Source organism: Fulvimarina pelagi HTCC2506 (genome assembly GCF_000153705.1).
GTDB lineage: Bacteria > Pseudomonadota > Alphaproteobacteria > Rhizobiales > Rhizobiaceae > Fulvimarina > Fulvimarina pelagi.
The window spans coordinates 1,398,640-1,421,508 of record NZ_DS022272.1 but is presented as its reverse complement, the minus strand read 5'-3'; the positions used below and the strand labels follow the sequence as shown (position 1 = coordinate 1,421,508).

Here is a 22,869-nt window from a genome sequence, read left to right as displayed (position 1 = left end):
ATGAAATTTTGCGTATCCTATTGCGCGCCCAGGTCGACCGTCTGCTCGAAGTCGGAAATGGTCCGGAGCCCGATATTGAACATCAACGTCGTTTCATTGGTCTCCAGCGAATAACGGTCCGTTCTCTCACGATAGCTGACGAGCAAACTGAAGCATTCGTCCGCGTAGCGTATGCCGAACCGCTGATCGACGACTGCATCGTTTTCGATATCGTAAGATGCTCCAGCAAGGGCCGTCCAGTTCGTCGCGAAATTCAGGGTGGCTGATCCAGATACCTGGCTGCGATCGTCGAGCGATCCGTAGATGGGCTGTGCAGCGATGTTGGTATAACTGACCGCCGCACTGCCAAGAGAGCCGAAACTGTATTCCGTAAACACGTCCTGGCGCTTTAGCTCGAAGTCATCCTCGTCGTAGCGTCCCTGCGTGCCGATCGTGAAACCAAACGGCGTCTGCAAGGAAACAAGACCGACATAGTCCGAGCTGTCTGTCTCGAGACCGGAATCGAACCCCGCCAAAGCGAGATCGACCTGGTCGTAGGAATTGCGGCCTCCAAGGTGGTAGGACTGGCCGGCAATTGCGTTGACCATCCAGCTATTACCGAGATCTGCGGAGTAGCGCACACCGACATTCGCCCGGTGCCCACCTTCGACACGATCGTATCCCGAAAACTTGTTAAACGAAAAGAGGTTCGTCGCATTGAAGACGAGCGTGCCCGCGTCCTCGTTCGGGATTAGACCGATATCTTCTTCGTCCGTGCGGGCAATCACCTGCGCGATCGGTTCGATCACATGCGAGACACCGCCTACCTGAATTAGATAGGGATAACGGGCCTCCAAAGCCGCCATCGCCATCCCGCGGGAGCCGGCCTCGTCGATGTCGACGGCACCGCTCTCGTCTAGCAAGAGCGTAGTCCGCCCGCCGGTGAAAAATCGATTGCTGAAGCCGGGCGACTCCATGTTCGAGGTGTATAGGTCCCCCCTGACTGAGGTAGTCGGTATCAACACCAAGCCACTCGGTAAGGTATACTGATCTGACCAGGAAAGTTCCGCCGTCCCGCGCGTGTAATCGCCCTCTAGACCGTTGTTGCGGTTAAAATTGGGGTTAAAGAAAAATCCATCTTCTGGCAGGACGCAAACTTCGCGGAAGTCATCGCGGAGAACGAGAGACGTATTGCAGATTCTCGTGAAGTCGAACTTGTCGCGGCTTAGCGAAACGACGTTGAAGTCGAGTTCAACCTCGCCACCCAAAACCCCTTCCTGCTCGATGCGCTCGTAATCGAAGACGGGAAGAACCGAGGGTTGTTGGTCGTCGCGATCTGGATTGATCGATTGATAGTCAAACTCCTGAACCCGCAGGTCGAAGAAGCTCTGATCGCCAAGACCCGTCAGATAAACCTCGGAGACGTTGATCGTGTCGCTGAACCCGTCGATTTCGTAGGTGTTAGCGAAGTTGTCGTCGCTCTGAAAGAGCCAATCCCAGCCGAACGTCCATTTATCCGAGAGCGCAAAACGGCCTTTCGTTCCGATCATCCCCCGATCGGTGCTGCCATAGTCGGGGGTGTTGTCGTCGAACTCGAAGCGGTCCTGCTGGCTGATACCGGCGGACTGCACGGAAATGATGCCGCTCTGGAACGCCTGTCGGTATTCGATCTCACCGAGAAACCCCTGTTTGGTGTAGTAAGTACCGGCGACGGTGAAGTCCTTGTCGTCGGACAGGGCGTAGAAATATGGGACGCGCAGTCCGTAGCCGCGCCCATCGCCAGACTTAAATTCCGGCGCCAGAAAGCCCGACTTCCGTTTCACCGTCGGATCTGGCGACTGGAAATAAGGGAGATACGCGATCGGGGCGCCAAAGAACTCGAACTGGGCGCCGTAGTAGCGGATCTCTTTTTCCTGCTGGTCCCAGACAATCTTACGTGCCTTCACCTGCCAGAGTGGTGCACGATCGGGATTTTCCCGGCAGGGCTCACAGGCAGTGTAAACGCCGCGGTTGAAGGTGGTGACCGAACCATCTGCTCGAGTCGCCGATGCGGCAGCGAAACGTGTGTTGTCCGGAGTTTCAATACGAAGAGCCTGGACGAAGCCGTCGCGGAAATCATCGGTCAGATCGAGCTGATCGGCATAGATTCGATTGCCGTCCGGCTGTTGCAGCTCGACATCGCCACGTGCGATCAACCGCTTCGATCGTTGATCGTAGATAAGCTCTCTGGCGACGACTTTGTAATCACCGTAATCCACTTGAACACCGCCGCTCGCCGAGACGAGGGCACGTTCGCTATCATAGGTAACGGTGTCTGCTTCGAGAAAAAGCTGGGCGTCGGCCGGGACCTCAGCGTTCAACGCTGGCACGGCCTGAGCGCTGGCGTGTTGAGTGCCAGTCGCGGTGAAGCCCGCGGACAAAGCGAGGGCCGTACCACACAAAAGCACCGATTTTCGTGAGCGTTCGCCGATCCCCATCAGCGAGGCGCCACGTCCCCTCAAATCACTCAATCTACCCATCCTCCTGATGCAGCAGGATCGTTACGCCGAACAGTCCCGCGGCCAGAACCGGAAACCAAGCCGCGACGATTGGCGGTACGACGTCATTGCTGCCAAGGGCCTTGGCCAAGAATGTCACGACGTACAGCACAAAACCAGCAAGCACTCCACCGACAAAGATACGCCCCGGTTGCCCCGTTCGTGAGAAACGCGTGGCAACCGTCGCCGCCAACAGTGTCATCGCCACGAACAGCGCAGGCTGTGCGATGAGCGTATGATACTGCATGGAAAATGCCATGGAGTTAAAACCCAAGCTCGCGGCGACATCGATTTTTGAGCCGAGTTCCCAAATCGAGATCGTTTCAGGATCAGCCAGTCTCTGTTCGATATACTCTGGTCTGAGGCTCGTCGGGAGGCGGTACTCGACGAGATCGCGGGGAGTGTAACCAATCCGCGTCACCCTCGGCCGCAAGAGGATCCATTCCTGGTTTCCGAGTTCGGCCCTTGGAGCGTCGATACGAGTTTCAACCGAACCGTCGTCGGCCATTACGAACGCCGAGACATTCGAGAGGACGCGGCCGTTCTCGGCAACTTGTGTCGCGCCCATAATCGACCTGACGCCATCGGCGTTTTGGCGCAACCAGGGCGTCTGCAGAGCCGACGACGCGACCTCCCGGCCTTCTGCTGCAGATTCGATGTTTGCAGCCTGAGCTTTCGTGTAGGCCGAAAGCGGATTGTAGGCGAAAGTGGCCAGAAGACCGAGAAACAGCGAACCGGCGATAAACGGCATCAGAATCTGCCAAGCCGACACGCCCGCGGCTCGGGCAACGACAAGTTCAAGCCGCCGATTGAGCGAAATCAGCGTAAAGATCGAAGAGAACAAAATGATGAACGGGAAGGCCTGCTCCATGAAGGCCGGAACCCGCAAGGCAGAGAAAAGCAGCAGTACGCCTAACGATTGATCTGCCAGGACGGAACGCCTGCCGAGTTCGACCAAATCGATGAGCAAGACCAGTGCACTGACTGCAACCACGGTCGAGAAGAAATTGACCAGATAGAGCCGAAAGAAGTAGCGATTAAGCGTCCAACGGGTCATCGGATGGCGCTCTCCGGCGATCCGGAAGACTGTCTATTCAAGCTCTTGCGCAGGCCCGACAGAAGCCTGCGTGGCAAATCGAAAGTCCTTTGAACAATTGGTATTTGAGCGAGGTTCGTCCCGCGCATGATCAGGAGGGCGTTGAAAACGCAGGCCGCGATCGGCAGCAGATACACAAAGATCGCCATGCTCGGATTGGGCGATACCATGCTGAGCGCGAGGAACGCCACCGCCTTCAGAGCAACGGCGCCGGCGAGACCAAGCGTCATAGCAGCGTTCGAGGCCTGCCGGTTCGTTTGCGGTTGACCGGCACATACGATGGCCCAGAGAGCGAAAGCGACGCAGTAGAGCCATGAGGTGAAACGGTCCGTCGCTTCCTCGACATAGCGCCCGGGCTTCTTTTGATAAATCTCGTCGTCCGGATCGGGAGCAATCAGCGTCAATGTCGAGAGTTCGGAAGTGCGGGTCCAGTCGCCATCGTCAGCAGGTCTGAGGTTGGAGAGATCGAAGGCGTAAGTCTGAAACTCGATGACAGAGACCGAATTGCCAGTTTTCGGCTTACGATGAAGCTGGCCATCGAAAAGCATGAGAACTGATTGGTCGCCTTGGTCCAGGATCGAAGCCTCGGCCGCAAAATAGGTGAGATCGAGATTTGGATCGCGCGTATCCTGAATAAAGAGACTCTCGATGATCGATCCGTTGCTTTCGCCGACCGATATGACGAGATCTGGCGAAACCCGCTCAAATCTGCCGGGCCTTAGGAATAAGGTGATGGTGTCGACATTGATCGAACGGATGCCGTTGTAGAAAGCGCTAGACGCGAGCGGTCCTATTCCGTGTGCGACAGTCAGAACGAGAATGCCACCGGCAAGACCGAGGTATATGATCGGTCTCAGAATCACCCGCATCGACGCGCCGGAGGCAGCGATGACAGCCCGCTCCGAGTCTGCGTTAAGGCCGTTGAGCACCTGAATTGCACCGATCAGGATCGCGAAGGGAACGACGCCTGCCGCAAGGTCAGGCAGGAGCATCAGCGCGATCCAGAGGATGTTGCCAGCGGCTGAAGCGCTGGTCTTGACGATGTCGATTCTCGAGAGGGCCTGAACGATCCAGACGATGAGAGCGAGCGATACGAGGGAACCGACCGATGATATCAGAGCGCGGCGGAAGATATAGCGTTCGAGAAGGGTCATCCGGCCTCTACTTCACGTTCACCGGCGTGTTTCGATCTTCAACGCGTCCAAATTGCGACCCCAAGGTTGGATCTCAAGCGAACTTCGACCCTACCGGGACGTATCGAATCTGACCTAATGATCTGCGAATGAACGTCCTTAACGCGACATTTGCCGTTTATGCAAAGGCGCGGACTGGTTTTCTCCCTGTTGGGGACCATGATAGGCACTCAATACCCTCGCGGGCTCCGGCCCGCCGAACCTGATAATGAGACTCAGAAACTGGACCCATCATGGCAAGCCTTCCCGATATCCGATTTGCCGATCTAGACAGGAGGCCGGAGGGTGTCCTCGTCATACTGGCCGGCAAGGATGTGAGCCTCTCGAAGCATCATTCCGGGTTGCGCGAATTTGTCGAGAAGGCCGCCACTTCCAGCCGTTTCAAGGGCAAGGCGCTTGCGAAGCTCGATCTTGTGTCGCCGTCTGTTATCGACGTCGACCGTCTTCTTGTCATCGGCACGCATCTCGACCGCGAACCAGTCGAAGAAGACTGGCTGAAGCTCGGCGGCACGATTGCGGCCGCGACGAAGGGAGTGGAGAAGGTCTCGGTCTCGACGGCGGTTGCGGGGGATCGACCGATTCCGCCCGAGCAGGCCGCGACGATCGCCGCAGGTATGCGACTTCGGGCTTATGAATTCGATCGTTATAAGACCAAGAAGAAAGAGAACGACGAGGAGGAGGCCAAGGACAAACCGGCCAGCGCCGTCACGATACTCGTCTCCGACGTTTTCGGCGCCGAGAAGGCCTTCGAAGCCGAACGCGCTTTAAGCGACGGTACGATGCTCGCACGTGATCTCGTAAACGAACCCGCCAACGTTCTCGGCCCGGTCGAGTACGCCGAACGGGCAGAAGCGCTGAAACACCTCGGCGTCGAAGTAGAAGTGCTTGGGCAGAGCGAACTCGAAGCGCTGAAGATGCATGCACTGCTTGGTGTGTCTCAAGGCTCGCCACGCCCACCACGCCTCGTAGTGATGCGCTGGAACGGCGGGCCAGAGGGCGAGCAGCCTGTGGCTTTCGTCGGGAAGGGTGTCGTCTTCGACACCGGCGGCATATCGATAAAACCCGCCGGATCGATGGATGAGATGAAGGGTGACATGGGCGGTTCGGCCGCCGTCGTCGGCGTGATGCACGCGCTTGCCGCCCGCAAGGCGAAGGTCAATGCCATCGGCATCATCGGCCTTGTAGAAAACGCTGTCGACGGCAACGCACAGCGACCAGGGGACATCGTGACGTCGATGTCCGGGACCACGATCGAAGTTCTAAACACCGATGCCGAAGGTCGGCTCGTTCTCGCCGATGCTCTCTGGTACTGTCAGGATCGGTTCAAGCCAAAGTTCATGGTCAATCTTGCGACCCTTACCGGCGCGATCGTCGTCGCGCTGGGCAATCATCATGCCGGTCTCTTTTCCAACAATGACGAGTTGGCAGATCGGCTGTTCTCGGCGGGAACAGTGAGTGGTGAGAAGGTCTGGCGTCTGCCACTCGCGCCGGAATATGACAAGATGATTGAGGGCAAGTTCGCAGATATCAAGAATATCGGCGGGGGCCGAGCCGCGGGCTCTATCACAGCCGCGCAGTTCCTGCAGCGTTTCGTGAACGACGTCCCCTGGGCCCATCTCGACATTGCCGGGACGGCTATGGGATCGCCGTCGAATGCCTACAACCAGTCCTGGGCGTCAGGCTTCGGCGTGCGCCTGCTTGAACGACTCGTGCGCGATCACTACGAGGCCCGCTGACGAGAGGGCGGTTGTCTGGTGGCGGAGGTGTTGTTTTATCACTTGACTGAGAGCCGGCTCGAGGACGCCCTGCCTGAGTTGCTTCAGCGATCGCTCGCCCGCGGTTGGCGCGTCGTCGTACAGTGCACCAGCGAGGAACGCCGCGACAGCCTGGACAACGTACTGTGGACGTTCAGCGAGGAGAGTTTTCTGCCGCATGGCACCGACGCCGAGGCGCACCCCGAGAGCCAGCCGATTCTTCTGACAACGCGCGCCGACCAGTTTGCGAACAAACCAGACGTCCGATTCATGGTCGACGGCGCGACGCCCGGTGATCTGACCGGTTACATCCGCGGCGTTTATATGTTCGACGCGTTCGATACCGACCAAATGGCGCATGCGCGCGAGCAATGGCAAGTCGAGAAAAGCGCTGGCCACGAAGTGACCTACTGGCAGCAGTCAGAAGATCGGCGGTGGATCAAGAAGCGCTGACCACCAACTCACCAGAGTGGCGACCAGTGCCTCTCATAGCGACTGTCCGGAAATCTAAGCGGAGAACCAAGAAGGTCGCATCCGGACGGCGAGGGCTAGCCCGAAGAGGTTGAGATAGGCTGCAAGTTCGAAGATCTCCTCCGCCCAAACATAGATGAGCTTTCCAAGGATTTCCGCTCCAACCAACATCGAAAGAGTCACGGCAACGGGAACGGCGTAAAAGAAGGTGAGTTCTCGCCACGACCGTGCGAACGAGACACGCCGGATTGCGACTAGCGCGACGACGAGTGCAATGGCGATCATGACGGTGAGCGCCTTGCCATTGGCCGTCAGGCAGAGCCCGCCGTCGTAGAAGGGCGATCCGCAGCGCGGAGTTTCCCGCACCATAGCGAGCGGTAGTAGTATGACGAGGGTCGCAGAAAAGTAAAAGATCTCGTGGCGCGCTTTCAACAATGCCTCAACTGACAAGAGCACTGTCAGTCCGAGTGCGAATGTTTGGGCGCTCTCGAACCAGCCGTTTTCGACCGGCCCGACTTTCAGCGTATCGAACGGATATGCCACTAGCGCAGCCAACGCCGCGATCATCAGACACGCAAGCGCGAAACCCAGACAAACAGCGATCTCGTTGGTTGTCCTGCGGGACAGAAAAGTTGCCAAGCCACCCGAAGTGAACGTGCCGACGCGGTTTGTTGCGGACGCAAATGTATCAGAGAGTGCCAAGGGAACTGCTTCCGGTAAATCTATGCTGTTCGGCGAACTGCTCGGAGCGAGTCCGCGTAAGATCCTAAAATGGCGAGCGAAGCTGGGCCGTGACATGACGAACGCTTTGTTTCCAAAGCCCAATTGGGCGATTAGTTCGTCATGTTGCGTCGGCGCAACAAAGTTGCAAAAAGATAACGTTAGGGAACGATCCGGTTCAGGTGTTCAGCTTGCAAGGGCCGTTTCGTATTCCCCGGAGAGCGTGAGCCACTCTTCCTCCGCTGCCTGAAGTGAACGTTCGGCGTCCGCACGTTTGCGGTTGAGTTCGGTGACCTTCGCCGGATCGCTCTGGTAGAGCGCAGGGTCTGCGAGTTTGCCCTCGGCCTCGGCGAGACCCTTCTGAAGCTTCGCCATATCCGCTTCGAGCTTGTCGATCTTGCGCTTCATCGGCTTTAGCCGATCGCGCTTTTCGGCGGACTGGCGCCGCATCTCCGCTTTCGGTGCGGCGGGCTCGACAGTTGGCACAGGCGTCGGTTCGGTCGTTTTTGCCGCCTCCTTTTTCGGTCCCTTGCCCTGCTTTTTACCAGACAAAACCAACCGCTTGTATTCGGAAAGATCGCCCTCGAAGCGTTGCACCGATCCGCCCTCGACGAGCCAGAGCCGATCGACCGTCGCCTCGACGATATGCCGGTCGTGGCTGATGAGAACGACCGCCCCCGGATAGTCGTTGAGCGCATGGATCAGGCTGTCTCGGGCCTCGATGTCGAGATGGTTGGTCGGCTCGTCGAGGATGAGAAGATGAGGCGCATGCAAGGTTGCGAGGCCAAGCAGTAGCCGCGCCTTTTCGCCGCCCGAGAGCTTGTCGGCGACGGTCTCCATCTTCTCGCGCGGCAGGCCCATCTGGGCGACGCGTGCACGCACCTTTGGCTCCGGTGCGTCCGGCATCAGCCGACGCACGTGTTCGATCGCGTTTTCCTGCGGCCTCAGATCGTCGATCTGGTGCTGGGCGAAATAGGCAACCTTCAGGCCGGGCGCCTTAGTCAGCGTGCCGTCCTCGGCGCCGAGCCGCTCGGCGAGAAGCTTCGCGAAGGTCGACTTGCCGTTGCCGTTCTGACCGAGAAGGGCGATCCGGTCGTCGGTATCGATCCGGAGATCGAGCGAAGAGAGGATCGGTTGGCCCGGCGTATAGCCGACGCTGACGTCCTCCATTGCGATGATGGGCGAGGCGGGCTGCTTCTCTGGCGCCGGAAAGCCGATCGGCGTCACGCTTTCTTCGACGATCGCCTGAAGCGGCTCGAGCTTTTCCAACGCTTTCAGCCGCGACTGGGCCTGCTTCGCCTTCGATGCCTTGGCGCGGAACCGCGCGACGAAGGCTTCCATATGCTTACGCTTTTCGGCCTGTTTGGCCGTCTGCTTCTGCAGGAGTTCGATCTTCTCGGCGCGCTGCCGCGCGAACGAATCGAAGTCACCGCGATAGAAGACGAGCTTCTTCTGGTCGAGATGGACGATCGATGACACCGCATTGTTGAGAACGTCGCGATCGTGGCTGATCAGCAGAACCGTGTGCGGATAGCGTGAGACGAAGTTTTCGAGCCAGAGCGTGCCTTCGAGATCGAGATAGTTCGTCGGCTCGTCCAGCAGCAGAAGATCGGGGCTCGAAAAGAGCACCGCAGCAAGGGCGACGCGCATGCGCCAGCCGCCTGAGAAGGACGAGGCCGGCCGAGCCTGCGCCGCATCGTCAAAGCCAAGGCCGGCAAGGATCGACGCGGCGCGCGCCTCGGCCGAATGGGCGTCGATATCGAAGAGACGCGTGTGGATGTCCGCGATCTTCGTCGGGTCGGTCTCGGTCTCGGCAGCGGCCATCAGGCGCGCGCGCTCGGTGTCGGCGGCGAGCACGATCTCGATCAGCGAATCTTCGGTGCCCGGCGCTTCCTGCGCGACCTGGCCGATCGTCATGTTCGAGGGCATGCTCACCGAGCCGCTTTCGGAGGCGAGATCGCCGGTGATGACCCGGAAAAGCGTCGACTTGCCCGCGCCGTTGCGGCCGACGAGGCCCGCCTTGGTTCCGGTCGGCAGCGTCAGGCTCGCATGGTCGATGAGAAGGCGTCCAGCGACGCGCGCGGAGAGGTCGTTGATCTGCAGCATGGAGGTCTTTTGCCACGGCCTCGCATCGAGGTGAAGGCGGGCCTCGAGATTCCATCGACGCGTTTGGTGCTTAGCCCGAACCGACGGTAAAGGGGCGGGGGCAGTTGGGTGATCCTGGTGCGGTCTGAGGTCAGTCGCCTGCGACGAAATAGGCGAGGCGGCCTTCGGGGGTTATGCCCAGCCGATAGAAGTTGTAGGCGCCGAATTCGAGCATCATCTGGTAGTCGCCAGCGGTGACGATCTCGAAGAGTTCGACCTTCTGCGGCTTGGTCAGCTGGTCGAGGCGAGCCTGGGCGAAGTAGGGCCAGATATAGAGCGCGTTCTCGGTCTCCGGTTCGAGCACGACATGGCCGGCTTCGAGGAGTTCGAGCAGGATGGCGAGGATTTCGATCCCGTCATCGTCGCCGGACGAAGCCTTCAGGAATTCGATCGGATCATCGACGCTGCCGCCGAAGGAGAGGACGGTTTCCTCCGCACCGGTCTCGATATAGGGCCGCAGCCCTTCGATCTCACCGCTGCGGGCGATCTCCATCAGACGCCCGCGAAGATCGCGGACCGGCCGCGGCAATTCTTCGGCGTTGTACCTGACCTTTGAGGTCGCGAGCGGCTCCGCTTCGACGGCACTCGATTCGGTCGACGACCCACCGGGGGCTTCGCCAGCCTCTGGCGTTGCTGCGCCGCTCGGCTCCTCTAGCGACGGTTCTTCGGGTTCTTCGGCGGGACCGTTGGACGCCGGTTCTCCGGCGGTCGGCGTGACGGGGGGAGGGGGCGCCGCATCGGTCGGCGGGAGCGGCGTATCCTCGTCGGGTCGCGACGGATCAAGCGTCTCTCCCTCCTGAGCGGGCGATGCGCCTTCTTCGGTTCCCGGTAATGGTGGCAATGGCACTGCCACGATACCGTCCCGAATTTCACCCGTGGCGTTGCCGTCGTCATCGACGATCTGCGACAGGGCTGAAGCGTGCCCAGAGGCGAGAAGCCTCACGCAAAATGCCATGATGGCTATCGATCTCATGGAAGGCGGCATCGTCTTCCCCGGGAGCTTGGATTGGTGAAAGCGCCGTCAGCGACCGGACGGACTTCAGGCGGTTACTTATTGTAGAGTCGGGTTCGCCCGGAACTCACCGAACTCTACGCGCCGGCGCAGATCGTCCAGCATTTCCATTGCATGAGCCTCGCCGTGGAGGCGAACGAGTTCGATCATCGCAGTGGACAGCGCCGTCTCTGCGAGAATTTCCGATTCGATGCCTTCGCTGATGCCGTCGGCCCAGGCTTCGTTGTGATATTCGAGGGCGACCTGTTTCTTTTCCGCCTGGATGATCTCGTCGAGTTCCGATTTCGGCAGTTCCAGCATGACGGCATCCCTTTTCTTCGTTTCGGATCCTTCGATCCGTTTAAGATTTATTACCACGAACGTGACGATTGTCGCGGCTGCAGTGCGAAGATCGTTGACGATTGATTAATTCCCGTAGCGGGTGAGGATGTCCCGCGACAGGTTCGCCCCTTCGGTCTGATAGCGGTTATGCGCGACGCGCGCCGCCTCGGTGCAGTGCCGGTAGGTCGACTCGTAGGCTCGATACCCGCTGTTGAAGCTGGCGATCAGACGGCGACGGTCTGCATCGTTCGGAGACTGCGCCTCCATGAGCGCGGCCATCTCGCCCCGCCAAGTCGACTTCTCCTCGTCCGCGCAAAGCTCGCGAAGGAAATGCATCGAACCAAGTACAGTCGAGAGCCGACTCATCGCCTCGATGAACGGCCCTTCGCTCGGACGGTTAGCGGCACTTTCCGGTTCGGCCTCCTTATTCGTCGATTCCGACTCCTCGGTGGCCTCGCTTTGCGCTTCCTGAGCAGTGCCGGGGGAGATCGAGACGGCCGAGATCATCAGGACGGCTGACAACAGCCACGTGAACGAGAACCTTAAGAATATGTGCATCTGCGAGCAGTCGGCCTCGGGTTCGGCAATTTCAAGACAAGTCTTGTCTATGAACCCTTTTCAACCGAACTGTGCCTCAGTAGCAACATGCTGAGTGCCTGCCGCGAGATTGACGCGAGGCTCGGGGTCGTTTGGCCGTCGTTTTCGAGATGGGGTAGTGATTCGCTAGGGACGAAAGTTACAGCTGCGGCGTCGCTGCCCGCGACCGGATTGGCGTCTGCGCCGATCTGGGCCGCGAAGACCACGATGACGAAGTGGAAATCCTCGTAGATCGCCTCGTGATTCGTCACGAAGACGAAGCTCTCCTCCACAACGTTGAGGCCGACCTCTTCCCGAACTTCGCGCGCGACCGCCTGCCTGAGCGTCTCGCCGAAGCCGACCCGTCCGCCCGGAAACGAAAAGAGACCTTCAAGTGTCTGGCCCTTCTGGCGCTCGATCAGGAGTTGTTCTTCGCCGCGGAAGAGGGCGGCGGAGACTGCTATCTGCGGCTGCCGGGTCAATGGCACTGCACCGGGGCACACGAGTCTATCGAAATCATCAACTGCTTGACGGCGCCGCCGTGGCGCTGTTCCCTCTTCCGATGTGCGGACGCTTTGCCCTTCATGCTTCCCCCGAGATCGTCGCGGAATTCCTGTCGCTTGATGAGATCGACGAGTTCCCGCCACGCTACAACATCGCGCCAACACAGCCCATCCTCATCGCGATCGGCGGGCACCAAGACCGCCCGGACGCCAACAGAGCAAACCGATCGGCCCAACTGGCTCGCTGGGGGCTGATCCCGTCCTGGGTGAAGGACGCATCGAAATTTCCGCTGCTCATCAATGCGCGCGGGGAGACGGCGGCAACGAAGAATTCGTTCCGCGCAGCGATGAAATATCGGCGCTGCCTGATTCCCGCGACTGAATTCTACGAATGGCGCCGCACTGGCGGCGGACCGTCCGAGCCTTTTCTCTTTCGGCCGAAATTCGGTCGACCCTTTGCCTTCGCGGGACTGATGGAGACCACGATCGACCCGGATGGCGGCGAGATCGACACAGCCGCGATAGTCACGACGAAAGCATCCGGCCCGCCCGCGGATATTCACGACCGAATGCCGGTCGCGATCGAGGAGGGAGAGTTCGAGCGATGGCTGGATTGCCGCGACTACAACCCGGCGGGCGTCGCCGATCTCATTGCCGGGTCCGCCGTACGCGGCTTCGAGATCGTGCGGATCGGGACTGCGGTCAACAAGGTCATGAACGCCGATCCCTCAATCCAGGAACCGGTCGATGAACACCCTATAAGATCCACTGGAGAGACCAAGACTGCTCGTGAGGCCGATACAGGGTCGCATAGCGATGATGTGGATCAGCTGAAGCTCATTTGAGCCTCGATCAAAACGTCGCTCTTATTGCGCATTTCGAAAGAGTGAGCGGGGCCATTCGCCGCCTGTCGCCAGCCCCGCTCGCTGTGCTGTCATTCGCCGGCCGAAATGTATGCTGGCTGAGATTTGGTCTGCAGCACCGACTCGCGTGCCTTGCCGCAATATCGGGCCGCTGCGAGGATCGCAGGGTTGCCGAGTTGCCGGTAGTTGTCTTCTAAGTGAATCTCGTTCTCACGCTCGCGCCGCGAACGGAACTGGATCTCGATCTGCTTCATGGCCTTCATGCCTGCTGGTTTCGTGCCCAAATCAGCCGCTCCCAAATTGAGACGCTTTGAGGGCGAAACCCTCCTACCCGGTAGGAATTTCATTCGGGAACGGGTCGGCGTCTCAGTGCGTGGCGCTGACGCCACGCTGTCCGCGCTTATGGTAACCGTGTCGTTAACGGGCCGCGGCTATACTCTTGCACAACCAACAAGCTTGGTCTGACAGAGTTCCATCGGGGTCGCGTTTGAAATCGGCGCAGTTTCCGCCTACCGGAAGCACGCATCCGATCAGGCAGACAGGTTCGACGGGATAGGCCAATGAGAGCAGGCTTTCGCGGTCTCAGACTGAGCAATACGATGACGCGCCAGAAAGAGGACTTCGTTCCGCTCGACTGGCGGGATGCGGAAATTCCCGAAGCCGAGAAGCGCGTTCGTATGTATGTCTGTGGGCCGACGGTCTACGATTACGCGCACATAGGCAACGCTCGTCCTATGATCGTCTTCGATGTCTTGTTCCGGCTGTTGCGCCACCTCTACGGCGAGGATCACGTCGTCTATGCCCGCAACATCACGGACGTCGACGACAAGATAAACGCCCGCGCCGCCCGCGACTTTCCGGACATGCCGCTCAACGACGCGATCCGCCGAGTGACGACGCGCACGACCGAGCAGTTCCACACCGACATCGCCGCGCTTTGCTGCCTGCCTCCGACGGTGGAGCCGCGCGCGACGGACTACGTGTCCGGCCACGCGAACGGCCACGACATGGTCGCGATGATCGAGACGCTGATCGAGAAGGGCCATGCCTACGAGGCGGGCGGCGAGGTGCTATTCGACGTCACCTCCATGCCCGATTACGGGAGCCTGTCGAAGCGGAGGCTCGACGAGCAGCAGGCCGGCGCCCGCGTCGCCGTCGACAGCCACAAGCGCAATCCCGGCGACTTCGTGCTCTGGAAGCTGTCCGACGAGAACGAACCGGGCTGGGGGTCACCGTGGGGCCGCGGCCGTCCAGGTTGGCATATCGAGTGCTCCGTCATGAGCGAGGCCCATCTCGGCAAGACCTTCGACATCCATGGCGGCGGCCTCGATCTCATCTTCCCGCACCACGAGAACGAGATCGCCCAGTCTCGCTGCGCCCACGGCACGGCGTCGATGGCCGAGGTCTGGATGCACAACGGCTATGTGCAGGTCGAGGGGAGGAAGATGTCCAAGTCCGAGGGCAACTTCATCACGATCCACGACCTGTTGCACACCGAGAAATTCGGTGGCCGCAAATGGCCCGGCGAAGTGCTGCGGCTAGCGATGCTGATGACGCATTACCGCGAGCCGATCGATTTTTCGGTGAAGCGGCTGGAGGAGGCAGCGGAAGAGCTGAGCCGGCTAGCGCAGAAGTTCGACTATGAGGAAATACTGAATAATTGGAGTTTACGAAAGGAGTTGGAGCTCCGGGATTTTGTGCCAGGTTTTGTAGAAGCGCTAGAGGATGATCTAAACATCTCCCTAGCTCTTCGGTACGTTAGAGAAGCTGTTTCGAATGTAAGAAAGAGTGAATTTGGTAAAGTAACTCAGATAATCGCGTCTCTCGAATTCCTTGGAATTTTTAGACCCGAGATCATAGGCGTTTATAGCACCGGGACGCTCTCCATTGGAATGTCACCGCATTCGGCGCTTAGAGAAAAAAACAAGCTGCTGAATTTACGAGCAATTGCCGCGAACACGTCGATACGTGATGCGCAGTTTGAGGCCTCAAGTCTGTCAAACGAGCAGCTGAAATACTTTGTTTCAGAGCGTGGGATAGTTCACGTCGAGAAAACTGAGCAAATCTCCGAGTTAGAGATACAGCGTCTCGTTGAACAACGTCTCGCTTTCATCGGCGACAAGAACTGGGCCGAAGCCGACCGGATCCGCGACGAGCTTGCGGAGAAAGGTATCCAGCTGAAGGATTCAAAAGACCCTGAAACCGGTGAGCGCTTGACCACCTGGGAGCTGAAGCGTTGATCGGCTCGACCTTATGTGATCTTCCAGAAAACCGGGTTCAGCGCGGCATAACTGGAATATATGTAGCGGAACTGTCGGCTGTTAAGAAAAGCGCCGTTCGAAGCGGCCCAAACGCTTGAAGTTTCCTGCAGATAGCCGACCTTGGTTTCGACGGCGAATAATGCGTACGACGGAACACCGCACATCAATACAAACATGATCTGACGCTCCATGGACACGCAATCCCCACGTAAGGCCTATCCAGCGATTGACCCCTATCACACGGGCCGGCTTGCAGTGGGCGAAGGACACGAACTCTACTACGAGCTTTGCGGCAACCCAGACGGCAAGCCTGTTGTCTTCCTTCATGGCGGACCGGGGAGCGGTTCCTCACCCCAGCATCGTCGGCTGTTCGATCCCGCGCGCTACCGCATCATTCTGTTCGATCAGCGCGGTTGCGGGAGGTCGACCCCGCTTGGGAGCCTTGAATCGAACACGACCTGGCATCTTGTTAGCGACCTGGAAATACTCAGGAAGAAACTCGGAATTGACCGATGGGTGCTGTTCGGTGGTTCTTGGGGTGCCACGCTGGCGCTAGCATACGCCGAGACTTATCCCGACAACGTCTCCGCCATGATTCTACGCGGCGTCTTTTCCGGTCGCCCAGCCGAGCTCGCCTGGTTCTACGAAACGGGCGCGAACCGCCTGTTTCCCGATCAATGGGAGAGCTTTCTCGCTCAGGTCCCGCGATCGGAGCAGGACGATATCATCGGTGCCTATCGCAGGCGCCTGATCGATCCGGACCGCGCGGTCCGCGCCGCTGCAGCGGCAAGTTGGACCCAGTGGGAGTCAGCGACGGTGATGCTCCGCTCGGGCGCGGTCCCGCGTAGCGCGCCATCCGTATCCGATACCACGATCGCTTTCGCGCGGATTGAGAATCACTACTTTTACCACGGCCTCTGGCTTGAGGATGGCCAACTGATCGGGAACGCGGCGCGTCTTTCGAACATTCCTGGCGTCATTGTACAGGGGCGTTACGACATCGTGACGCCCGCCATTACCTCGTGGCAGCTTGCAGAGGTTTGGACGAAGGCCGACTACCGGATGGTCGAGGGTGCGGGTCATGCCTTCGCGGAACCCGGCATTCTCCAAGAACTACTGACCGCAACCGATCGCTTTGCGGGGAACTGATAGGCACGGAACACTTCGGCGATTGGGATGGCTTGGGCCCTGGCTGAACCGACGCCTTTCGCGTCTTCGCTCGTACGACTCGAGTGCCCTCCGGACGCCTCAACCGCGCGGCGTCCTATCTCGCTAAACATTCGCGAATGACCTCGGGCGTTGCCAGACAAGAACGAAGGACTGCGGGGAAGCGTACTTCTTCATATGCGAGGTCATCGTCGCTCAGCGTCCGGAAGCAATTGGCCATCAGGACAAGTCTCCACTCGCCTCATCGGCCAATCCATAATTTTTGTTGATCCCAGCGATCATCAAAAATCGGGACGCGTGGGACGCTCGGTCCTGATATGGCTGCCGACATTGAATCTGTCGCAGCAGGCTACTCCATGCAAATTTCCGAGTCTGAGACGCGCCGCGGTCTGTTCCTGGCGCTGGGTGCCTACGGCATCTGGGGCCTCGTGCTACCACTCTATATGAAGGCGCTGAACCACGTTTCGCCTCTCGAAATTGTCGCGCATCGTATTCTGTGGGCGTTGCCCTTCGCGGCGCTGCTTCTCGTTTATCAAGGCCGTCTCAAGCATACGCTCGGCTATCTCACTGACCTGCGAACGGTCGGTCTCGCCACCCTCACCGCGATCCTGATCTCGGCGAACTGGGGCGTCTACGTCTATGCCATCGTCTCGAACCAGGCGATCGATGCCGCCCTCGGGTACTACATCAATCCGCTGATCAACGTTGCCCTCGGCGCGCTCGTCCTCCGGGAACGGCCGACGCGGCTGCAGGGGGTCGCCATAGCGCTGGCGTTCGTGGGCGTCGCGATCATGACGGTCAAAGCCGGCGGCCTTCCTTGGATCGCCCTTGTGCTCGCCTGCTCATTCGGCACCTATGGACTGATCCGCAAGGTCGTGAAGGTGGATGCGAGCGAGGGTTTCTTCCTCGAAGTCGTTCTCTTGACGCCCCTGGCGCTTGCCGTTCTGTCGATGCTCGGTGACCAGCATTTCGGAGGGATGCTCTCCGAGACGCTGCTGCTTGTCGGCGCCGGTCCGCTTACCGCCGTTCCGCTCATCCTTTTCGCGGCTGGCGCACGGCTTCTTCATTTCGCGACCATTGGCATCCTGCAATATGCGGTGCCGACACTACTCTTCCTCACCGCAGTCTTTCTGTTCGGCGAGCCGTTCAGCGTCTGGCAACTCGTTGCATTCGCTTTTATCTGGGCGGCGCTGGTACTCTATACGATCACGCTCTTGCGTCAGGCGAGGGCGGAGCGCCGCCGGCGTCGCGGCGCCAGCACCCAGGGCGGCGCACCGATGGCAGATGCGCCTAGTAAGACATGATGTCTCCTCAGCCGCCGTCCGACCATGTTGTGCGGTACAGATCGAGCCGGCGGTCGCGCAGGTTCTTTACCGAGCCCTCGTAGCGCGCCCAGGACAGCGTCGCGAGGTTTAGGTCGGCGACAGTCACCATTTCGACATTCTCGGATGCCTCTGCCGCGATACCGTCGCGCGCGAAGGGGAAGTCGCATGGCGTGAAGATACCGGACTGGGCGTATTCGATGTCGAGATTGTCGACATTGCCGAGATTGCCCGTCATGCCGCTCGTCACGACATAGCACTGGTTCTCGACCGCCCGGGCCTGGCAGCAGTAGCGGACGCGCAGATAACCGTGCCGGGTATCGGTGTTGAACGGGACGAAGAGAATACGCGCGCCCTGATCGGCGAGACGGCGCCCGATCTCCGGAAATTCCGAATCGTAGCAGATCATGATGCCGACCGGCCCGCAGTCGGTCTCGATCACGTCGATCGGATCGCCGCCCTGGATCTGCCAGTAGGTCTGCTCGTTGGGCGTCGGATGGATCTTCTCGCGGGCATGCACCGAGCCGTCGCGAAGGAAGGCGTAGCCGACGTTCTGGATGTCGCCATCTTCGGTCTTCGTCGCGTGGCTGCCACCAATGATGTTGATGTTCCGCCGGATCGCCATGTCGGTCAGTTTCTCGACGAATTCCGGTGTATGTTCGGTGAGACGCTGGATAGCCGCCTCAGGATCGAGCTCCTCCGGCTCACAGGATATCAGCATCAGCGTGAAAAGCTCGGGAAATACGACGAAATCGCCGCCGTATTCCGACGCGACTTCGACGAAGTATTCCACGGCATCGTAGAATTCCTGCGGCTTGCTGATCGTGCGTGCCTTCATCTGCACCGTCGCGACGCGCACCACGTCCGGATTGCCGCGATTGACCGGCTGCTCCTCGCGCTGCGGATCGTAATACGGGTTCCGCCAGACCATGAGAACGCCGTACCCTCCGGACTCCTTGTCAGAGGGGTAGTAGCCTTTGAGCAGCCGGATCGGTTCGAAGCCCGCATTGAGGTGGAAGGTCGCGACGGGGTCCTTCACGTCGTTGCTCTTGACCGCTTCGAGATAATCCTCGGCTGTGTCGAACTTTTTCCTGTTGCGCCGAAAGCCGGGGATACGCCCACCGAAAGCAATCCCCTTCAATTGCTTGTCGGTCGCAAGGCGCCGACGCGCGTCATAGAGGCGTTTACCGATGCGCAGGCGCCGCCGGTCGGGATCGACGCACACTTCCATGCCGTAGAGCCACTCGCCCTTGCGGTCGTGCATCGCAGCATAGCCGCCACCGGTGACCTCCGCCCAGGTATGCTGGCCGAGTGCCTTCTTTTCCGGCAGCATCATGGTCGCCGCATAGCCGACGATCTCGCCCTCGAAGACGACGACGAACTGCCCTTCCGCGAACGCCGACATCTGGCCGAGGATCATGCCGCGCGTGTAGGGCGTTTCGTCACGAAACACCTTCGCGGAGAGAGCGATGATAGCATCGACATCCTCCTTCTCCGCGACGCGGACTTCGATTTTCGGGTTCGCTTGTTTGTCGGCCATTGCTTGCGGGTGGTCCTGCCTGGGATGATTGGTGTGCCGGAACTAGGGTGCGTGAGGCGGTGCGTATAGGCGCGCAAGCCCGCAGAACAGCTGGCGGCGTATCTCAGCGAATTCGCATCGGTCCTGACGAGGTCAGAGCTTCTCGATGATCTGACGACGGCCTCCGTTCGTCGTCTGCGCCATGGCCTTCTCGATTTCAGGGAGCACCGACGCGATATCGGCGGTCATGATCGGCTTTACATGCTGGGATCGATGGATAAAGCCTTCTGTGTCCATATGGTCCAACAGGCTCTTCAGCGGGTCCCAGAAGCCGTTGAGATTGGCGATGACGATAGGCTTCTTGTGCCGTCCAAGCTGGCCCCAGGTGAGGATCTCAATCAGTTCCTCGAGGGTTCCTATTCCTCCTGGCAACGCGACGAATGCGTCGGACCGTTGGAACATCATATGCTTGCGCTCGTGCATGTCCTCCGTGATGACCAATTCGTCCAGGCGTTTCAGTTCACGCTCCGTGGCTTCCATATCGATGAGGAAACGCGGAATGATCCCTGTCACCTGCCCACCGCCTTGAATGACGCCTTCGGAGACGGCGCCCATGACGCCCCGCGTGCCGCCGCCATAAACGAGGCGAACTCCAGCTCGGGCAATTGCCCTGCCAAGCTCGTTCGCCGCATCGACAAAGGTCGGATCGCGGCCAGGCGAAGAGCCACAATAGACGCAAATGGATCGAATCGCTGTCATGATCTGGAAGGTCGTCGGTGCCGTTGTCGGCGTCAAGCTGGAAGGTTTATTGCTTGCTGGGTTTTGGTTCGTAGCTTCATAGTGCCCAGTCAATGTCCGGCGTGCCTCTTCTCGCTGCAGAAAGCGATCGGAGACAGAGCTTAGAAACATCGGTTCGTGGTTGATGTCGATCGAGGAAGTGAGAGGATTTCTCGCCGCTGCTTTCGCATGGCGTGCCACTGTGGAAAGCCGATCTAAGTTTGGTCAAGACCGATGAGCGAGCGGGAACAACTGATCACGTTGCTCCCTTTGCAAGAGACGGAAATCGAGTGACGATCACGACGTACTTCGGTGTCGATCAGGCCCATTTTATCCGCAGGCACCGCAACGGCGCCTGACGTTCGGCGTTTGACCTTCACTGAGATTCTAGCGCAACCGCACTCGCAACGGACCGCCATGAACCCCGCTCGTCTCTTCTGGTTGACCGTCGGAACTTCTGCGGTTCTGCTCGCTGCTCTAGGAGTTGTTCTGCCACTTCTCCCGACCACCCCGTTTTTGATCCTCAGCGCGTTTGCTTTCTCTAGAAGCTCACCGAAGCTCGAAGCTTGGCTGCTCGATCATCCTCGTTTCGGACCGGCGATCCGCGATTGGCGTGCTGAACGCGCTATTTCGCGCAGGGCGAAATGGCTGGCGACGCTGGTCATGATCCTTACGCTGATGCTGGGTGGCTTTTTGGGACTGTCAGTGACCATCCTCCTGGTTCAAGGAGGGATCTTCGTAATTGTCCTCGCGTTCGTTTGGACGCGTCGCGAGCCGCTTGGATGCGCGAAAGCACAATGCCACTGAATGCCGGCGTTGTGTTTCGCCATCACCTACGTCCGGTCACTCTACCCGGAAAATTTGGACTGAGGTGGTCTCTCGAAGAACGACCCGCCGCAAGCGGCGGGTCGTCTAAATGCTGAGAGGTCAACCAGCTGCTTGGATGGACCGTTCGGAGACTTCGGTCATGTTCTCGCGAAATCTGTCGAGCATTGCCGCCGGAAGACGATCGTACCCCATTCGGCGGGCTTGCATTACGGCGCGGCTGAAGACTTCTGACTCGGTGTCCGCACGAATTACGCGCGCACATCCGGGGATTACCCCGGCGCAATCCAGTTCATACATTCTCTTTTCCTCCCGCATCGTCGATTAACATATCAGAAATGGGGAAAAGATCAAAAGGTTCTATTATGATATCTAACTAACTATTTAGTATTTAAGGCCATTTCACTACGGGCGGCATCGAGGACAGTATAGATTGCACGTTGCCTCCCGTTTTCAAACCGAACAGCGTTCCACGGTCGTAGAGCAGATTGTATTCCACATAGCGGCCACGGCGAACCAGTTGTTCTTCCCGGTCGGCTTCGGTGTAGGGCTGCCCTACGTTCTGCTTGATGATATGTGGATAGACAACGATGAAGGCTTTGCCCACGTCGCGTGTGAACGCAAAATCCGCGTCCCAACCGCCCACCTCGTCGGACGAGTGTAGATAGTCGTAGAAAATTCCTCCGACGCCGCGCGTCTCCTGGCGATGGGGCAGATAGAAGTACTCGTCGCACCATTCCTTCAGGCGTCCGTAGTCCGCTACCTTCGAGTGTCTGTCGCAGACGAACTGAAGGGCCTTGTGAAACGCTCGCGTATCAGGATCTTCTTGCGTACGACGCCGTTCGAGTGTCGGCGTCAGGTCGGCGCCGCCGCCGAACCACTGACGCGTCGTCACCACCATCCGTGTATTCATGTGCACTGCCGGCACGTTCGGATTGCGTAGATGCCCGATCAGCGAGATGCCCGACGCCCAGAATGTCGGATCCTCTTCCGCACCGGGGATGTTCTTACGGAACTCTTCGGAGAATTCGCCGTGAACAGTCGAAGTGTGGACGCCGACCTTCTCGAAGACCCGGCCGTGCATCATCGACATGACGCCGCCGCCACCCTCGTTATCGCGATGCCATTCGGTCCGCTCGAACCGGCCCGGCTCCAACCCCGTTTCTTCGCCATGAGCTTTCTCGAGATCCTCGAAGACCGCACAGATTCGGTCGCGTAATGCTTCGAACCAAGCGCGCGCAGTCGCCTTTTTCATCTCGATATTGTCCGGCAGCCCCTCGGGCAGGTTCTCCCGTTCCATAAAGCTCATCGTCCCCGGTTCATGCCGTCCGTGCGTGCGGACCCCTCTCTCGCGGTATGGCGGTTGCATGCCGCTCTGGCAATGAAAACTTCTCGCAAAATTGAGCAGTTCACCACCGAAGTATGCGAGTGAATGTATTATCGAGGGCGTGCAATTTACCGATTCGCAATCACGATCGGCGCACGCTAAATTGGATAGGAAACAACGACCCATTCAAAGACGGGAAGCTCAGGAAGAAACCGGCCATGACCTCCGGCCAATTTGATCCCCCTCTAAGCGGACTGCGGCGGCAACTGCAACGTGCGCGTCAGGCCGAGAAAGATCCGGCGGCGCATTTTGTGCGCGAGACGTTCACGCTGCCTCGAGAGGAAGCGCGCATCAAGGCGCGCGAGTGGTTCGAACGCTATCCGAAGGCTGCCTACTGGACCCAGGTTGAAAGCTGGCGTCTGGTGGATGATGGCTCGGTCGAGTTCACGATGCGGCGGCTGCCGACGGCGGACTGAAAGCGCTAGACACTTGCATCTAGTG

Annotated in this window: 23 protein-coding genes; 8 read left to right on the top strand and 15 right to left on the bottom strand. The window is 59.1% G+C overall.

Annotated elements, in window-relative coordinates; all coding sequences use genetic code 11:
- Positions 1–17: 17 nt before the first annotated feature.
- From FP2506_RS06685 to FP2506_RS06675, 3 genes are read right to left on the bottom strand one after another with little or no spacing between them, the layout of a single operon-like run.
- On the bottom strand, positions 18–2,489 hold the full coding sequence (locus FP2506_RS06685; protein ID WP_244404137.1) for an LPS-assembly protein LptD: 2,472 nt from the start codon (positions 2,487–2,489) through the stop codon (positions 18–20).
- Position 2,490: 1 nt separating this feature from the next.
- Positions 2,491–3,573 carry an LPS export ABC transporter permease LptG gene (gene lptG / locus FP2506_RS06680; RefSeq protein ID WP_007066659.1) on the bottom strand — a complete coding sequence of 361 codons (1,083 nt, stop codon included), beginning with the start codon at positions 3,571–3,573 and terminating at the stop codon, positions 2,491–2,493.
- Positions 3,570–4,766 (bottom strand): LptF/LptG family permease, encoded by a 1,197-nt coding sequence (locus FP2506_RS06675; RefSeq protein ID WP_007066658.1) that lies wholly within the window; start codon positions 4,764–4,766, stop codon positions 3,570–3,572. The genes lptG and FP2506_RS06675 overlap by 4 nt, the downstream gene beginning before the upstream one ends.
- A gap of 272 nt (positions 4,767–5,038) precedes the next feature.
- On the opposite strand from FP2506_RS06675, the gene FP2506_RS06670 reads away from it, so the two are divergent.
- Together FP2506_RS06670 and FP2506_RS06665 are read left to right on the top strand one after the other, a co-directional pair.
- Complete coding sequence (locus FP2506_RS06670; RefSeq protein WP_007066657.1) at positions 5,039–6,541, top strand: leucyl aminopeptidase; 1,503 nt, start codon at positions 5,039–5,041, stop codon at positions 6,539–6,541.
- Positions 6,542–6,559: 18 nt separating this feature from the next.
- Positions 6,560–7,012, top strand: a complete 453-nt coding sequence (locus FP2506_RS06665) for a DNA polymerase III subunit chi (RefSeq protein ID WP_007066656.1) — start codon at positions 6,560–6,562, stop codon at positions 7,010–7,012.
- A gap of 54 nt (positions 7,013–7,066) precedes the next feature.
- Here FP2506_RS06665 and FP2506_RS06660 read toward each other — a convergent pair whose 3' ends face one another.
- The 6 genes from FP2506_RS06660 to FP2506_RS06635 form a co-directional block, all read right to left on the bottom strand.
- Positions 7,067–7,585, bottom strand: a complete 519-nt coding sequence (locus FP2506_RS06660; RefSeq protein ID WP_148227492.1) for a hypothetical protein — start codon at positions 7,583–7,585, stop codon at positions 7,067–7,069.
- 351 nt (positions 7,586–7,936) lie between these two features.
- Positions 7,937–9,856: an ABC-F family ATP-binding cassette domain-containing protein gene (locus FP2506_RS06655; protein WP_007066654.1), complete on the bottom strand. Its 1,920-nt coding sequence runs from the start codon at positions 9,854–9,856 to the stop codon at positions 7,937–7,939.
- A gap of 130 nt (positions 9,857–9,986) precedes the next feature.
- Positions 9,987–10,868, bottom strand: coding sequence for a hypothetical protein (locus FP2506_RS06650; protein ID WP_148227491.1), 882 nt, complete (start codon positions 10,866–10,868; stop codon positions 9,987–9,989).
- Positions 10,869–10,946: 78 nt separating this feature from the next.
- Positions 10,947–11,207 (bottom strand): hypothetical protein, encoded by a 261-nt coding sequence (locus FP2506_RS06645; RefSeq protein WP_007066652.1) that lies wholly within the window; start codon positions 11,205–11,207, stop codon positions 10,947–10,949.
- A 105-nt stretch (positions 11,208–11,312) separates the two neighbouring features.
- Positions 11,313–11,786 carry a TIGR02301 family protein gene (locus FP2506_RS06640; protein ID WP_148227490.1) on the bottom strand — a complete coding sequence of 158 codons (474 nt, stop codon included), beginning with the start codon at positions 11,784–11,786 and terminating at the stop codon, positions 11,313–11,315.
- A gap of 47 nt (positions 11,787–11,833) precedes the next feature.
- The gene (locus tag FP2506_RS06635) at positions 11,834–12,286 is read right to left on the bottom strand and encodes an NUDIX domain-containing protein (protein ID WP_007066650.1); all 453 of its coding nucleotides are present in this window, start codon (positions 12,284–12,286) and stop codon (positions 11,834–11,836) included.
- A 59-nt stretch (positions 12,287–12,345) separates the two neighbouring features.
- On the opposite strand from FP2506_RS06635, the gene FP2506_RS06630 reads away from it, so the two are divergent.
- On the top strand, positions 12,346–13,152 hold the full coding sequence (locus FP2506_RS06630; RefSeq protein WP_244404136.1) for an SOS response-associated peptidase: 807 nt from the start codon (positions 12,346–12,348) through the stop codon (positions 13,150–13,152).
- An 89-nt stretch (positions 13,153–13,241) separates the two neighbouring features.
- On the opposite strand, the gene FP2506_RS06625 is transcribed toward FP2506_RS06630, so the two are convergent.
- Complete coding sequence (locus tag FP2506_RS06625; protein WP_007066648.1) at positions 13,242–13,433, bottom strand: hypothetical protein; 192 nt, start codon at positions 13,431–13,433, stop codon at positions 13,242–13,244.
- Positions 13,434–13,730: 297 nt separating this feature from the next.
- Here FP2506_RS06625 and cysS point away from each other — a divergent pair, with 297 nt between their 5' ends.
- Positions 13,731–15,410 (top strand): cysteine--tRNA ligase, encoded by a 1,680-nt coding sequence (cysS, locus tag FP2506_RS06620; protein WP_007066647.1) that lies wholly within the window; start codon positions 13,731–13,733, stop codon positions 15,408–15,410.
- Positions 15,411–15,421: 11 nt separating this feature from the next.
- On the opposite strand, the gene FP2506_RS06615 is transcribed toward cysS, so the two are convergent.
- Positions 15,422–15,622 (bottom strand): hypothetical protein, encoded by a 201-nt coding sequence (locus FP2506_RS06615; RefSeq protein WP_007066646.1) that lies wholly within the window; start codon positions 15,620–15,622, stop codon positions 15,422–15,424.
- On the opposite strand from FP2506_RS06615, the gene pip reads away from it, so the two are divergent.
- Positions 15,621–16,580, top strand: a complete 960-nt coding sequence (gene pip, locus FP2506_RS06610; protein WP_007066645.1) for a prolyl aminopeptidase — start codon at positions 15,621–15,623, stop codon at positions 16,578–16,580. The genes FP2506_RS06615 and pip overlap by 2 nt on opposite strands.
- A 335-nt stretch (positions 16,581–16,915) precedes the next feature.
- A complete protein-coding gene (gene rarD / locus FP2506_RS06605) occupies positions 16,916–17,902 on the top strand; it encodes an EamA family transporter RarD (RefSeq protein ID WP_007066644.1) in 987 nt (328 codons plus the stop codon).
- A 7-nt stretch (positions 17,903–17,909) separates the two neighbouring features.
- Here rarD and FP2506_RS06600 read toward each other — a convergent pair whose 3' ends face one another.
- Together FP2506_RS06600 and FP2506_RS06595 are read right to left on the bottom strand one after the other, a co-directional pair.
- Complete coding sequence (locus FP2506_RS06600; RefSeq protein WP_007066643.1) at positions 17,910–19,460, bottom strand: bifunctional GNAT family N-acetyltransferase/carbon-nitrogen hydrolase family protein; 1,551 nt, start codon at positions 19,458–19,460, stop codon at positions 17,910–17,912.
- Between the two features lie 132 nt (positions 19,461–19,592).
- Entirely contained in the window at positions 19,593–20,198 is a 606-nt protein-coding gene (locus FP2506_RS06595; protein ID WP_040489486.1) for an LOG family protein, read from the bottom strand.
- Positions 20,199–20,633: 435 nt separating this feature from the next.
- Between FP2506_RS06595 and FP2506_RS06590 the strand changes: the two genes are divergently transcribed.
- Positions 20,634–21,023, top strand: coding sequence for a YbaN family protein (locus FP2506_RS06590; RefSeq protein WP_007066641.1), 390 nt, complete (start codon positions 20,634–20,636; stop codon positions 21,021–21,023).
- A 120-nt stretch (positions 21,024–21,143) separates the two neighbouring features.
- On the opposite strand, the gene FP2506_RS06585 is transcribed toward FP2506_RS06590, so the two are convergent.
- Positions 21,144–21,341 (bottom strand): DUF1059 domain-containing protein, encoded by a 198-nt coding sequence (locus FP2506_RS06585; RefSeq protein ID WP_148227487.1) that lies wholly within the window; start codon positions 21,339–21,341, stop codon positions 21,144–21,146.
- 91 nt (positions 21,342–21,432) lie between these two features.
- Positions 21,433–22,341 carry an oxygen-dependent coproporphyrinogen oxidase gene (gene hemF, locus FP2506_RS06580; protein ID WP_007066639.1) on the bottom strand — a complete coding sequence of 303 codons (909 nt, stop codon included), beginning with the start codon at positions 22,339–22,341 and terminating at the stop codon, positions 21,433–21,435.
- Positions 22,342–22,586: 245 nt separating this feature from the next.
- On the opposite strand from hemF, the gene FP2506_RS06575 reads away from it, so the two are divergent.
- Entirely contained in the window at positions 22,587–22,844 is a 258-nt protein-coding gene (locus FP2506_RS06575) for a hypothetical protein (protein ID WP_007066638.1), read from the top strand.
- Positions 22,845–22,869 lie beyond the last annotated feature (25 nt).